This window comes from Streptomyces sp. BK79, assembly GCF_044142145.1.
GTDB lineage: Bacteria > Actinomycetota > Actinomycetes > Streptomycetales > Streptomycetaceae > Streptomyces.
In genome coordinates this window covers 131,767-144,609 of record NZ_JBHVOC010000020.1, presented here as the reverse complement: position 1 = coordinate 144,609, position 12,843 = coordinate 131,767, and the positions used below count along the sequence as shown (strand labels likewise).

The window sequence follows — 12,843 nt, the reverse complement described above, 5'->3', positions numbered from 1 at the left end:
TGGGCGGGTGCCCCGGACTGTTCTGCTCGCCGAAGACGACCGCGCGATCCGGCACGCCCTGGAGCGTGCCCTCACCCTGGAGGGCTACCGGGTCACGGCGGTCGCGGACGGCACCGAGGCGCTGGCCCAGGCGCACGCCGGCCGGCCGGACGTGCTCGTGCTGGACGTGATGATGCCCGGCGTCGACGGCCTCCAGGTCTGCCGGGAACTGCGCGCCGAGGGCGACTCCACGCCGATCCTGATGCTGACGGCGCTGGTGGAGACCGCCGACCGCATCGCGGGCCTGGACGCGGGCGCCGACGACTACGTGGTGAAGCCCTTCGACGTCGAGGAGGTCTTCGCCCGCCTGCGCGCCCTGCTGCGCCGCACCGGCCGCGAGGAGGCCGGCCCCGGCGGCCTCCAGGGCTCCGACACCGGGGGCTCCGGCACCGAGGGCTCCGGCACCACGGGCTTCGACACTTCGGGTTCCGGCACCGCCCGTCCGGGTGCGGCCGAGCCGGCGCGGGAGCCGGACGCGCCGGACGCCCGGTACGTGGAGGCGGCCGGGCTGCGCATGGATCCGCGGGCCCGCCGCGCCTGGCGGGACGGGCACGAGGTGGAGCTGACCCGCACCGAGTTCGAGCTGCTGGAACTTCTGGTCCGCAACGCGGGCATCGTGCTCGACCACTCCACGATCTACGACCGCATCTGGGGCTACGACTTCGGGCCCGGCTCCAAGAACCTCGCCGTCTACGTCGGCTACCTGCGCCGCAAGCTCGACCGTCCGGGCGCGCCGCAGCTGATCCAGACCGTGCGCGGGGTGGGTTACGTGCTGCGGGAGGACTGAGTGGGCCCCTCCCCGCTCGGGCGCCGGCCCCGGCTGCTGTCGCTGCGGACGACGTTCGCGGTGTCGTTCGCGACGGTCACCGCCGTGGTCACGGTCGTCGTCGGGGTGCTGTCGTACAACGCGGCGGCCCGGCTGGTCCGGGTGGACCACGAGTCGGTCTTCGCGCAGGTCGTGCAGGATCTGCGGGCCGAGGTGCGGGCGCGGCGGATGTCGCCCGGCGACTTCTCCTCCTCCGCGCCGGGCCACGAGGTCGTCCGTCCGGCCCGCACCGACGTGCAGGTGCTCGGGCCGGACGGCGAGGTCTCCGACCCGGCCGGTCCGCGGCTGCCGGTGACCGACGCCGACCGGCGGACGGCGCACGCCGCCGTGGCCGGGCGGACGGTCCGGCACGAGGACGTCGGGGTCGGGGACGACGTGTTCCGGGTCGCCACCGTCTCGCTGGGCGGCGGCCGGGGCGCGGTGCAGGTGGCGCAGGAGTTCAGCGACACCGAGGACCTGCTGCGGGCGCTCCAGCGGCGGACGCTGCTGCTGATCACGGCGGTGGTGACGGCGGCCGGGCTGTTCGGCTGGTGGCTGGCCCGGCGCATCACCCGGCGCCTGGTGCTGCTCACCTCGGCCGCCGAGGACGTCGCCCGCACCCGCCGGCTCGGGGTCCAGGTGCCGGTCACCGGGCCCGACGAGGTGGGGCGCCTGGGCCGCGCCTTCGACCTCATGCTGGACCGCCTCGCCCAGTCGGAGGAGGACCAGCGGCGCCTGGTCCAGGACGCGGGCCACGAGCTGCGGACGCCGCTGACCTCGCTGCGTACCAACATCTCCCTGCTCCGCCGGATCGACGAACTCCCTCGCGAGACCCGCGAGGAACTCGTCGCCGACCTGGGGCAGGAGGCCCGTGAGCTGACCGACCTGGTCAACGAACTGGTGGAGCTGGCGGCCGGACAGTCCGCCGGCGAGCCCCCGCAGCGGGTCGACCTGGCGCGGGTCGCGCGGGACGTGGCGAGCCTGGCCCGGCGCCGCACGGGGCGGGACATCGGCGTACGGGTGCGCGGCGAGACGGTGACGGAAGGGCGGCCCGCCCTGCTGACCCGTGCGCTGACCAACCTGGTGGAGAACGCCGCGAAGTTCGACCCGGACGGCACCGGACCCATCGAGGTCGCCGTCTCCGGGCCCGCCCTGGAGGGCCCGATCCGCGTCGAGGTCCTCGACCGCGGCCCCGGCATCTCGGGGACCGACCTGACCCGCGTCTTCGACCGCTTCTACCGCGCCGCCGACGCCCGCTCCCGCCCCGGGTCGGGGCTCGGCCTGTCCATCGTGCGGGAGGTGGCGCTGGCGCACGGGGGAGCGACGTTCGCCTTCCGGCGGGAGGGCGGCGGGTCGGTCATCGGCTTCACGGTGGGCTCGGGGCCGGTCCGGGAGGCGGACGACGGGCGTACGCACTGACGCGGGTCAGTGGTAGGCGTGGACGACGGCGTGCCCCTTGCCGCGGCCGATCATCCACTTGTTGACCGGCGTGGTGATCACGAAGGCGACGGCGAAGCCGCCGAGCAGCGCGTACCAGAACAGTCCGTCGGACAGGTGCGCGTCCATCGCTCCCGGAGTCAGCGCGATGATCCCGTTGTCGACCAGTTCCATCACGGCGATGGAGACGGTGTCGGCGGCGAGCGCGACCTTGATCGCGGCCTTCAGCGAGACCCCGGCGCGTACCACCGCGAACAGGGTGAAGGAGTAGCCGAAGACGAAGGCCAGGCTGATGGCCAGGGCCATCGTCGGTACGTTGCCCCACATCAGCGCGGTGCCGATGACCATGCCGAGGATCTCGCCGATGGCGCACCCGGTGAGGCAGTGCAGCGTCGCCTTCACGGCCGTGGCCCAGGTGGTACCGGAGTGATGCGCGCCGGTGTGCTGCGTGCCGTGGTCGTGCGTGCCGGCGTGGTGCGCGCCGGTGTGCTGCGTGCTGTGCTCGTGTCTGCTGTGGTCCATGGTCTTTCGTCCCCCTTCGACGTTCCACGGGGACCCGGTCGGTCCCACTGCCGGGAACAATATACCCCCCAGGGGTATTCCGGGAGTCGGTTGCCCCGTTCGGAGCGGCCAGGTTCGACACCCCCGCCCTCGAACAGGCCGCCAGGAGAGAATGCGGCCATGGCGACATGCAAGAAGTGCGGTGCGCACAAACGCGGTTGGCCCCGCTCCTGCTCCCGGTGCGGTTCCGGTGCGGAGCGGACGGACGCCGCCGCCGACGCCGCGGAGATCGCAGTCGAGTCCGGCCTGCTCGGGTGGATCGGGCGAGGGGTCATGGGAGTCGTGCGGCTGGTGCTGCGCGCCTTCAACTGACCGGGCGGTCCGGAGCCGCCCGGCCGGCGGCGGCCCGGGCACGGTTCTCGGGGCCGGCGACCGAGAGTGTGCGGGACGGTGGTCGTCGCCCGTCCCGCCGCTCAGGACTCCGGCGAGCAGCCGAGCGGCAGGCTCCTGACGACGTCCCACCGGTAACTGCGGCCCTCGCGCCGTAGCTCCACCAACCGCACCTCCCTTACGTGCAGATCAACCGGGGGGAGGCCCCGGAGCGCGGTGACGGCTTCGATGACGGGAGCAGCGGGGCGTGACCGGTTGTTGTAGGCCAGGCTCAGATGCGGGCGGAACAGCGCGGTCGGCTTGCGGGGAGGCAGCCCGAACGGCGCCATGGCCTCGCTCAGTGCCGCGTGCAGCGCCAGTACGGGGGCCCGGGGGGGGCGACCGTCAGGCGTACGGCTCCCCGTGAGCCCGCGAGCGGGACGGCCCGGAGGCGGAAGGCCGTCGGCAGAAGCGGTACCGCGGCGCCGATGACGTCGTCGAGGCGGCTCAGCGGCGGCGTTCCGGCGGAACCGGCGCGCGTGAGCGTGATGTGCAGCCCGTCGTCGGGGACCGGATCCAGGCCGAGCGGCGCGAGCTGCTGCCGGCAGCGACGAGCGAGGCCCACCAGCGCTGGGCTGTCGGGGAAGGTGAGCATCCAGTAGTACGCCCGGGCCTGCGCCGTCCAGCCGGGCCGGTCCCAGTGGTCGACCATGGTGTCCAAGGTGTCGAGGCGGCCTGGTCATGTGCCGCGATCACCGCTGGGTCCTTCAGGTCGGTCGGCGGGCTGACCGGGAAGGCGGAGGGATCGGCGCTGAGCGCGATGCGCGGCCGAGGCACCCGGCGAACTCCCCGCTGATCACCCCGCCCGACCTCCACGAGACCTCAGAAACCCCAGCTCGTGCAGCGATTGGCGGCGGCAGCCGACTGACCTGGGGAGACTTGGGATGGCACGGGACGACCGTCACCGGTGAAGAGCGCACCTTCCGCACCGACCACCGGTCCCTGGCTGGGGCGTCAGCTGCGTCCGGTACGGCGGGCGTAGGCGCGGGCTGCGCGGGCGCGGTCGCCGCAGCGGGTGGAGCACCAGTGGCGGCGGCCGTGGCGGAGCAGGTAGCGGTTGCAGGGGGCGGAGGCGCAGGCGGTGAGCCGCTCGGCTTCGGGGCCGGTAAGGAGGTCGGCGGCGTCGGCGGCCAGGGCCGCCAGGGCGTGGTCGACGAGTTCCGAGGTGGGGTTGGGCATGGCGCGGTAGGGGCCGCTTTTGTCGTCCCAGGCCAGCAGTGGGGCGGTCGGTACGCGGGTCAGGGTGTCGTTGATCGCGTTGACGGCGGCGGGCAGGGCGGGGAGCCCCGCGACACGGGACGCGAACAGTGCCCGGACCTGCTCGCGTAGGGAACGCAGCTGCGCGGCGCACATGTCGAGCATGCCCGCGTCGACCGGGGTGAGGCCCTGCTGCGTCAGCCACTGGTCGGCCCCGGCAGGCGTGCCGAGCTGGTCGACGAAGTGCCCGCCCGGCAGCGCGACGGCGCTGTTGACCAGGGCGAGCGAGGGATGCTGCTCCGCCCCCGGCGCCGGCGGCAGCCCGGACTCGGTGATGACGCTTTCTTCCATACCCCTCATGGTACGACCTGCACGCAACCGTGACTCACGGTTGAACTTGCCATCATCCGTGACACTAACTTAGGGTCATGTCACGGTTCAAGCAATTCTATCCGTGAGGACTTTTCGTGTCTGTCTCCCCTGCGACCACGCAGTTCCCCGTCCGTGTCTTCGGCGGCCCCACGGCGCTGTTCGAGTACGGCGGCCTGCGCTTTCTGACCGACCCCACCTTCGACGCCCCCTGCACCTACCCCGCCCCTCCCGGCGCCCCGGCCCTGACCAAGACCGCCGCCTCCACCGGCACCCCCGCCGACCTCGGCCCCGTCGACGTCGTCCTGCTCTCCCACGACGAGCACGATGACAACCTCGACAACGCCGGCCGCGCCCTGCTCGCCGACATCCCGCTCACCCTCACCACCACCGGCGGCGGCGAACGCCTCGGCCACAAGGCCACCGGTCTTGCCGACTGGGAGTCCATCGAGCTGGACCGCCCCGGCGGCGGCACGCTCACGGTGACCGCCGTCCCCGCCATCCACGGCCCCGGCACCCGCGAAGAAGTCGAACCGATCGCCGGACAGGTCATCGGCTTCGTCCTCACCGGCGAGGACCTGCCCACGGTCTACGTCAGCGGCGACAACGCCTCCCTCGACGCCGTCAGCGAGATCGCCGAACGCTTCGCCCCCATCGACACCGCGATCCTCTTCGCCGGCGCACCCCGCTTCGCCGAGATCTTCGACGGCGCCCTGATCGTCCTGGACAGCGCCCAGGCCGCCGAGGCCACCCAGATCCTCGACGCCCGCCGCGTGGTGCCCGTCCACTTCGACAGCTGGTCGCACTTCACCGAGGGCCGCGACGAGCTGGAGGCCGCCTTCGCCGCCGCAGGTCTGGCCGACCGCCTGCACCTGAGCTAGCTCAACCGGACCTTGTTCTCTTCCTGTGGGGGTGCCCGGCTCGCCGGGCACCCCCACAGGCCACCAAGCGCCCTGCCCCGACCTCTCCTGCTTCCCCGCCCGCGCCTCGAAGCAGTCGGCATCCGCCCCTCCCGCCATGCTCACCTGCGGGCCTTCACCTCCTGGATCAGCAATGCCCCGCCACACGACCACCCCCTCCCCGCCACTGACCGCCTCCGACACCGGCCCGGTGAACACCCGTACGCAAAAGCGCGTTCTGACCGTGCTGTTCGCCTCCCAGATCCTCAGCGGTCTCGGACTCGCCGCAGGCACCACCGTCGCCGCCCTGCTCGTGCAGGACATGCTCCACTCCACCGCCCTGGCCGGCCTGAGCAGCGGCCTGCTCACCGCGGGCTCCGCGCTGGCCGCCATCGCCGTCGGCCGCCTCTCCCAGGCCCGCGGCCGCCGCCCCGGACTGGCCACCGGCTACCTCGTCGGCGCACTCGGCGCCGCCGGCGTCATCACCGCCGCCGCCACCGACAGCCCCGCCCTGCTCTTCGTCGCCCTGTTCCTCTACGGCGCCGGCACCGCCGTCAACCTCCAAGCCCGCTACGCCGGAGCCGACCTCGCCGCACCGGCCCGCCGCGCCCGCGCCATATCCACCGTCCTGGTCGCCACCACCGTCGGCGGTGTGGCCGGCCCCGCCCTCGCCGGCCCCACCGGCAGCCTGGCAGTGGCCCTCGGCCTGCCCAGCCTCACCGGCCTCTTCGTCATCGCCACCGCGGCCTTCACCCTGGCCGCCCTCGTCCTGATGATCTGGCTGCGCCCCGACCCCCTCCTGATCGCCCGCACCCTCCACACCCACGTGGCGGGCACCAGCGCTCCCCCGGCATCCGAGCCTGCACCGGGCACCACACGTCGCGGACCGAGCCTCCCCCTGGGCGTCCTGGTCCTGGTCCTCACTCAGATCGTCATGGTGGCGGTCATGACGATGACCCCCGTCCACATGCACGCCCACGGCCACGGCACCGCCGCCTCCGGCATCGTCATCGCCCTGCACGTCGGCGCCATGTACCTGCCCTCCCCGCTGACCGGCCGGCTCGTCGACCGCTTCGGACCCGCACCCATCGCCGTCTGGGCCGCCCTCACACTCCTGGCCTCCGGCATTCTCGCCGCCACCGCCCCGGACAGCTCCGTCGCCCTGCTCGCCCTGGCCCTCGTCCTGCTCGGCCTGGGCTGGAACTTCGGCCTGGTCAGCGGCACCGCCATCGTCACCGACGCCGTCCCCCTGACCACCCGCGCCAAGACCCAGGGACTCGTCGACGTCGCCGTAGCCATCGCCGGCGCCGCCGGCGGCATGGCCTCCGGCCTCGTCGTCGCCGCCGCCGGCTACCCCGTCCTCGCCATCACGGGCGCAGCCCTCGCCCTCGCGCTGCTGCCCGCCATCATCGCCACCGCCCGCAAGCGGTGACACCAGAGCGAATCACCATGGTCCCGCTGAGGGTCGCATCCCTTCGGGCACAGTGGGGCAGGCACCCCAAACCTCGCCTTCGTGCACCTCAACGCGAAGACTCACTGTCTCTGTGGTGGCGCGAGCCGCGAGGTAGAGGTTCCTCCCCGGCTCGGAGAAGGGCGAGGCCCCTAAACCCCGCCCGAGACCCTCAGATATCCCTACTGCGTTGCGTCGCAGGTCATGCAGCGGCTCACGGCCGCTCGCTCGGTGTTGCCCTGCGTGGCATGTAGCGGGTGGGAAGGTGCGAGACGGCGCCATGCCCCCGGTGAGGGGGTGAGCACCCATCCGTAGAGGGGAGGTCGAATGTCGGCCGGATCGATGTGCCCGCAGCCGGGGAGGTGGGCCTTGCCGCTGGCGTGGATGATGATCGCAGCCGGCGGCCACTCGCCCCATTCGCTGGCGGGCGCACCTCTGCGGGGTGTGCGCGGAGCGCAGTCCGCACAGTTGTGCAGTTCGTGGCGTTCGCAGTACTGCATCGTCCTCTTCCCGTGAGGTCTGGTCAGCAGCCTACTTGTCTCGACCTCGGCGCCAGGTCAAATCCTCGATCTGGCCGTCGACCTGACGGCCCGTCCGTGAGGGCGCTGATCGGGCACCTCTCGCGTCAGCGGGGGCGAGCGGCTACCGTCCCAGGGACGGATCCGGCCCGAAGTCGGCGACCTGCATGGTGGCTGATGCTCCGGGCGGGCTGTTGAGTACCCCGCGGACGCGCACGGGGATGCCGGAGTCATGGCAGCGGACCGCTTCGTGGTAGTCGGCGTCGTGGAGGTCCATCCACACCGTGCGGCTGCGTCGCTGGATGAGGGCTTGGACGCCCACCCTGCCTGTCTCGTCACCAGGATGCCGGTTCAGGTGAGTGACCAGGCCGAAAAGCACGTTCTCGCGGCTGTAGACACTCGTTTTCAGCTGGTTTGACACTCGCTCCACGATGGCGATGGCATCGTGGTTGAACTCCACCTCGCGGGGTGTGCCGGGTGGAGCTGCAGCCACGCGGGACCAGTTGAAGGTGACGTCCAGGGTGTCTACCGCGTCGCTGTTCACGACCTTGGACAGGGCTTGGAACAGCTCGTACGAGACGCCTTCTCCGATGGAATCCGTGATTTCGCTGGGAGTGGGGACCCGCTCGGCACCGGCCATTTCCCCCAACACGCCCAGGGCACGTGACATGGTCGCGGTGACACGTCGATCGAAGAGCGTCTCCTCGACCTCGATGTCGATCTGTTCCTGTCCCCGCTCGTACACGTCCAGCGGCGACCGAGCCTGGCTGATGATGGGCACGATGTAGGAGCCCTTGCGGGTCTGCCCGAGGCGGACATCGCGGGCCTGCTCCCGAGCACGGGCGGGGAAATTCCGGAAGTGCCCCTGGCGGCGGATGGTGGCTGCCGCCGATGCCACGCGGAGGCGCTTGGCGGACTGGAACAGCTCGAATCCGGCGTCCAGGGGAATCGATCCGTCACGGATGGTGGGGTGGGAGGCTGAGCCGCCTGGAGAACGGCAGGGGCACGGAGGACGCTGCTTCGCGGAGCAACCGCCGCCAGCAGAAACGGCGACCGCGACACCACACACGACTTCCTTACCGAGGCCAAAGAAGTGGCCCGCTACGTCGCATTCGACAGGCCGGACGCCTGGGCGAACTTCAGCCCGACCAACGTAGCCCTGCACGAGGTCAGCGCGGCTGTCTCATTCGGCGACGCCGGAATCGCCCTCCAAACCGCTCGTCCGCTCATGCGGCGGCACATTCCCGTCCCGAGCGACGGGCCGCGCTCTGGGTGGAGGCCGCCCGCGCCTACAGTCAGCAGGGCAGACTCGCCGACGGCTACCAGGCCCTGCGCATCGCCGAGAGCTGCGCGGCACAGGACGTCCGCCGCCCGGCCGTACGCGAACTGGTAGCCGACATGGCAGCCCGTGACCGTCGCCGGGCACTGCCCGAGCTCCACCACTTCAGCCGCCAACTGGGAGTGCCAGCGTGAGTGACCAGCGACAAGCCGTTCCTCCAGATCGTGGTCTGCGCGGCCGGGGTCGCCGCCGACGTCGGCCGGCTGATCACGGCAGCACAGGAACGGCACTGGGACGTCGGCGTCGTCGCCACTCCGCAAGGACTCGGTTTCCTCGATGCGGAGGCGGTCGAGGCGCAGACCGGCCGCCCCATCCGCTCGGCCTGGCGGTCACCGGGGCAGCCGCGCCCGAGCCGTGCTGCGGATGCGATCGCGGTCGTCCCGGCCAGCTTCAACACGGTCAACAAGTGGGCTGCTGGGATCTCCGACAACCTCGCGCTGGGGATCCTGTGCGAGGCGCCCGCCATGGGCGTTCCGGTCGCCGTGCTGCCGTATCTGAACTCCGCCCAGGCCGCCCACCCTGCCTACCGCCGGAGTCTGGACCTGCTGCGGGACATGGGTGTCCTGATCGGCTCCTACGAGCCTCATCGGCCGAAGGCGGGCGGCGGGGCGGACCGCTACCGCTGGGAGGAAGTGCTGGAGCTGCTTGCCCCCGGCCTGTCCGTGCGGCGGTCGTAGGGCGGGGCCCGAGGAGCCAGGACCCCGCCCGATCTCCACGAAACCTAGAAGCCCCAGCTCAGGGCCACACCAGGCAATAAGGCTGATGCCCCGCCTCATGCAGCCGGTGTGAGAAGTCCTGCCACTCGTGCAGCAGCTGGTACACGTTGAACGCGTCCCGCGGTCCGCCGCGGTCCGGGACCGTCGACCAGATGAAGGCCGCCGCGCCGACCGCTTCCTCGCCGATGCCGCGCAGGGGGTCGACGACGGTCATCGGGAGTTTCACGACCGCGTAGTCGGGGTGCAGGACGACCAGTTCCAGCGGCGGGACCTTGTGCAGGGGGACGCCCTCGATGCCGGTGAGGACCATGGCGGCCATGGTCTCCGGCTTGATCTTGGTGAACATGCCGTTCATCCCGAGCTCGTCACCGCCGAGTTCCTCGGGGCGCATCGAGATCGGGACGCGGGCCGCGGTCGCGCCGTCGGGCGCGCCGAAGTACTTGTAGGTCACCCCCACCCGACCACCATTCCTGCTCCCCGCCCCCAGCCGGTCGGCCCGCTCCTCGAACCGGTCGGGTTCGCCGGGCGTGCCGTGTGTCTGACGTGCTTCGGTCGATTCCGCCGCCTCGCGCCGGTGCCTTCCCCGCCGGGCACGTCGAGGACCCAGGTCGTCGGTCCCCTCGCCCAGTCCGCCACCGCGATGCATATCTCCACCCGACTGCTTTTCTAGGACGCGTGGCCCCCGCCGCGCAACCCGATCATCGTGTCAGTGACCTCCCCCACGGCCGCTCGGCGAAACGTGCGGTGAAACATATGTCCGTCATATGTCCGCACGGCACCGGCAGCCCCCGCCCGTGCCGCCCGCGTGAGCTGCGTGGATGGCCTCCAGTCTGGCAGACGGCGCGGCGATCGGGCGGGTTGTCTACCCTGTTGAGGTCACCCTGGGCAACCAGAGGCCGGGCAGGGCGCCGCAGCAGGGTCCGGACAGGGTCCGCGCCCGCCGAGGGCGGGGCCCGAGCCGGTCAGGCAGGGTCCGATACGTCGGAGAAGGTCGAGAAGGTCGGAGAAGTCGCAGGTCATGAGCGAACTGGCATATCCATACGAAGCACCGGCCTCGCAGGCTCTGTTCGACCGCGCGGCGGCCGTCACGCCCGGCGGCGTGAACTCTCCGGTGCGGGCCTTCGGCGCCGTCGGCGGCACCCCCCGGTTCATGGTGTCCGGCACCGGGCCGTACCTGACCGACGCCGACGGACGCGAGTACGTCGACCTCGTCTGCTCCTGGGGGCCGATGATCCTCGGGCACGCCCACCCCGAGGTGGTCGCCGCCGTGCAGGAGGCGGTCGCGCGCGGGACGTCCTTCGGTACGCCCGCCGAGGGTGAGGTCGCCCTCGCGGAGGCGATGGTCGAGCGGGTCGCGCCGCTGGAGGAGGTGCGGCTGGTGTCCAGCGGCACCGAGGCCACCATGTCGGCCATCCGGCTCGCCCGCGGGTTCACGCGGCGGACCAAGGTGATCAAGTTCGCCGGGTGTTACCACGGTCACGTCGACTCGCTGCTCGCCGCCGCCGGCTCCGGCGTCGCCACCTTCGCGCTGCCCGACACCCCCGGCGTCACCGGCGCTCAGGCGAGCGACACGATCGTGCTGCCGTACAACGACCTCGACGCCGTGCACGCCGCCTTCGCCGCCCACCCCGGTGAGATCGCCTGCGTGATCACCGAGGCGTCGCCGGGCAACATGGGCGTCGTGCCGCCGCTGCCCGGGTTCAACCAGGGGCTGAAGGACGCGTGCGCCGCGAACGGCGCGCTGTTCGTGTCCGACGAGGTCATGACCGGGTTCCGGACCAGCCGCGCCGGGTGGTACGGGGTGGAAGGGGTCGTTCCCGACCTGATGACCTTCGGGAAGGTCATGGGGGGTGGGTTCCCCGCCGCCGCGTTCGGCGGGCGCGCCGACGTCATGGCGCACCTCGCCCCCGCCGGACCCGTCTACCAGGCCGGCACCCTCTCCGGGAACCCGGTCGCCACCGCCGCCGGGCTCGCCCAGCTGCGGCTGCTCGACGACGCCGCGTACGCGAAGGTCAACGCCGTGTCGGAGCAGATCCAGGGCCTGGTCACCGACGCGCTGAGCAAGGAGGGCGTCGCGCACACCCTCCAGACCGCCTCCAACATGTTCTCCGTGTTCTTCACCGACGGTCCGGTGCGCAACTACGAGGACGCCAAGGCGCAGGAGTCCTTCCGCTTCACCGCCTTCTTCCACTCCCTCCTCGCGCACGGCGTCTATCTGCCGCCGTCCTCCTTCGAGTCCTGGTTCGTGTCCACCGCCCACGACGAGCGGGCCGTCCAGCGCATCGCCGACGCCCTTCCGGCGGCGGCCCGCGCGGCTGCGGAGGCGTCCGCGTGAGCCACGACAACGACGAGCTGACCGTCGTCCACGTGATGCGGCACGGCGAGGTGGAGAACCCCACCGGAGTCCTCTACGGCCGCCTGCCCGGCTACCACCTCTCCGAGCTGGGCCGGCGGATGGCCGACCGGGTCGCCGACCACCTCGCCCCGCGCGACGTGACGTACGTCGTGGCCTCCCCGCTGGAGCGGGCGCAGGAGACGGCGACGCCGATCGCCAAGGCGCACGGTCTCGACCTGGCCACCGACGCCCGGCTCATCGAGGCCGACAACGTCTTCCAGGGCAAGACCTTCGGCATCGGCGACGGCGCGCTGCGCCGGCCCGCCAACTGGAAGCACGTGGTCAACCCGTTCAGGCCGTCCTGGGGCGAGCCGTACGTCGACCAGGTGGTGCGGATGATGGGCGCGCTGGACGCGGCCAAGGAGCGGGCGCGCGGCCACGAGGCCGTGGTCGTCAGCCACCAGCTGCCGATCTGGACGCTGCGCTCGTACGTCGAGCGGCGGCGGCTGTGGCACGACCCGCGCAAGCGGCAGTGCACGCTCGCCTCCCTGACGACCTTCACCTACCGGGGCGACCGGATCGTGTCCGTCGGCTACACCGAGCCCGCCCGCGACCTCGTCCCCGCCCACCTCCTCGCCGGGGCCAGGCCCGCCAAGGGGCAGGGCAAGGCGTACGGGGCCTGACGGCGGCCCGCACCGGACCGCCGTAAGTCCCGGCGATCTGTGGCGCTCGTTACGGAATCCGCACATATTTCCGGAACCCGCCCGTTCGTCTCGTCCTCTGACTGGGTGACCACCAGAGGACGTGAC

General features: G+C 72.0%; 14 protein-coding genes and 1 pseudogene. 9 read left to right on the top strand and 6 right to left on the bottom strand.

Annotated elements, in window-relative coordinates; genetic code table 11:
- The first annotated feature begins 7 nt into the window (after nt 1-7).
- Both ACFIF2_RS24535 and ACFIF2_RS24530 read left to right on the top strand, forming a co-directional pair.
- Nucleotides 8-826 (top strand): response regulator transcription factor, encoded by an 819-nt coding sequence (locus ACFIF2_RS24535; RefSeq protein WP_395575386.1) that lies wholly within the window; start codon nt 8-10, stop codon nt 824-826.
- The gene (locus tag ACFIF2_RS24530; protein WP_395575385.1) at nt 827-2,263 is read left to right on the top strand and encodes an ATP-binding protein; all 1,437 of its coding nucleotides are present in this window, start codon (nt 827-829) and stop codon (nt 2,261-2,263) included.
- 6 nt (nt 2,264-2,269) lie between these two features.
- Here ACFIF2_RS24530 and ACFIF2_RS24525 read toward each other — a convergent pair whose 3' ends face one another.
- Complete coding sequence (locus tag ACFIF2_RS24525; RefSeq protein WP_395575384.1) at nt 2,270-2,803, bottom strand: DUF4396 domain-containing protein; 534 nt, start codon at nt 2,801-2,803, stop codon at nt 2,270-2,272.
- Between the two features lie 159 nt (nt 2,804-2,962).
- Between ACFIF2_RS24525 and ACFIF2_RS24520 the strand changes: the two genes are divergently transcribed.
- Nucleotides 2,963-3,154, top strand: coding sequence for a hypothetical protein (locus ACFIF2_RS24520; RefSeq protein ID WP_395575383.1), 192 nt, complete (start codon nt 2,963-2,965; stop codon nt 3,152-3,154).
- 101 nt (nt 3,155-3,255) lie between these two features.
- Here the strand turns inward: ACFIF2_RS24520 and ACFIF2_RS24515 are convergent, their stop codons facing one another.
- From ACFIF2_RS24515 to ACFIF2_RS24505, 3 genes are all read right to left on the bottom strand, one after another.
- Nucleotides 3,256-3,501, bottom strand: coding sequence for a hypothetical protein (locus ACFIF2_RS24515; protein WP_395575382.1), 246 nt, complete (start codon nt 3,499-3,501; stop codon nt 3,256-3,258).
- Nucleotides 3,502-3,509: 8 nt separating this feature from the next.
- Nucleotides 3,510-3,863 (bottom strand): hypothetical protein, encoded by a 354-nt coding sequence (locus tag ACFIF2_RS24510; RefSeq protein WP_395575381.1) that lies wholly within the window; start codon nt 3,861-3,863, stop codon nt 3,510-3,512.
- A gap of 302 nt (nt 3,864-4,165) precedes the next feature.
- Nucleotides 4,166-4,768, bottom strand: a complete 603-nt coding sequence (locus tag ACFIF2_RS24505; RefSeq protein ID WP_395575380.1) for a CGNR zinc finger domain-containing protein — start codon at nt 4,766-4,768, stop codon at nt 4,166-4,168.
- Between the two features lie 107 nt (nt 4,769-4,875).
- Here ACFIF2_RS24505 and ACFIF2_RS24500 point away from each other — a divergent pair, with 107 nt between their 5' ends.
- Entirely contained in the window at nt 4,876-5,658 is a 783-nt protein-coding gene (locus tag ACFIF2_RS24500; RefSeq protein WP_395575379.1) for an MBL fold metallo-hydrolase, read from the top strand.
- Nucleotides 5,659-5,830: 172 nt separating this feature from the next.
- Nucleotides 5,831-7,108 carry an MFS transporter gene (locus ACFIF2_RS24495; protein ID WP_395575378.1) on the top strand — a complete coding sequence of 426 codons (1,278 nt, stop codon included), beginning with the start codon at nt 5,831-5,833 and terminating at the stop codon, nt 7,106-7,108.
- A gap of 660 nt (nt 7,109-7,768) precedes the next feature.
- Here the strand turns inward: ACFIF2_RS24495 and ACFIF2_RS24490 are convergent.
- Nucleotides 7,769-8,542, bottom strand: coding sequence for a hypothetical protein (locus ACFIF2_RS24490; protein WP_395575377.1), 774 nt, complete (start codon nt 8,540-8,542; stop codon nt 7,769-7,771).
- A gap of 117 nt (nt 8,543-8,659) precedes the next feature.
- Here ACFIF2_RS24490 and ACFIF2_RS24485 point away from each other — a divergent pair.
- Both ACFIF2_RS24485 and ACFIF2_RS24480 read left to right on the top strand, forming a co-directional pair.
- Nucleotides 8,660-9,117 (top strand): annotated as a pseudogene (locus ACFIF2_RS24485) (transcriptional regulator); the annotation flags it as partial.
- Entirely contained in the window at nt 9,118-9,660 is a 543-nt protein-coding gene (locus ACFIF2_RS24480; RefSeq protein ID WP_395575376.1) for a flavoprotein, read from the top strand.
- 58 nt (nt 9,661-9,718) lie between these two features.
- On the opposite strand, the gene ACFIF2_RS24475 is transcribed toward ACFIF2_RS24480, so the two are convergent.
- A complete protein-coding gene (locus ACFIF2_RS24475; RefSeq protein WP_395575375.1) occupies nt 9,719-10,345 on the bottom strand; it encodes a hypothetical protein in 627 nt (208 codons plus the stop codon).
- Nucleotides 10,346-10,717: 372 nt separating this feature from the next.
- On the opposite strand from ACFIF2_RS24475, the gene hemL reads away from it, so the two are divergent.
- Both hemL and ACFIF2_RS24465 read left to right on the top strand, forming a co-directional pair.
- Complete coding sequence (hemL, locus tag ACFIF2_RS24470; RefSeq protein ID WP_395575374.1) at nt 10,718-12,034, top strand: glutamate-1-semialdehyde 2,1-aminomutase; 1,317 nt, start codon at nt 10,718-10,720, stop codon at nt 12,032-12,034.
- Between the two features lie 35 nt (nt 12,035-12,069).
- Nucleotides 12,070-12,717, top strand: a complete 648-nt coding sequence (locus tag ACFIF2_RS24465; RefSeq protein ID WP_395575425.1) for a histidine phosphatase family protein — start codon at nt 12,070-12,072, stop codon at nt 12,715-12,717.
- Nucleotides 12,718-12,843: the final 126 nt, after the last annotated feature.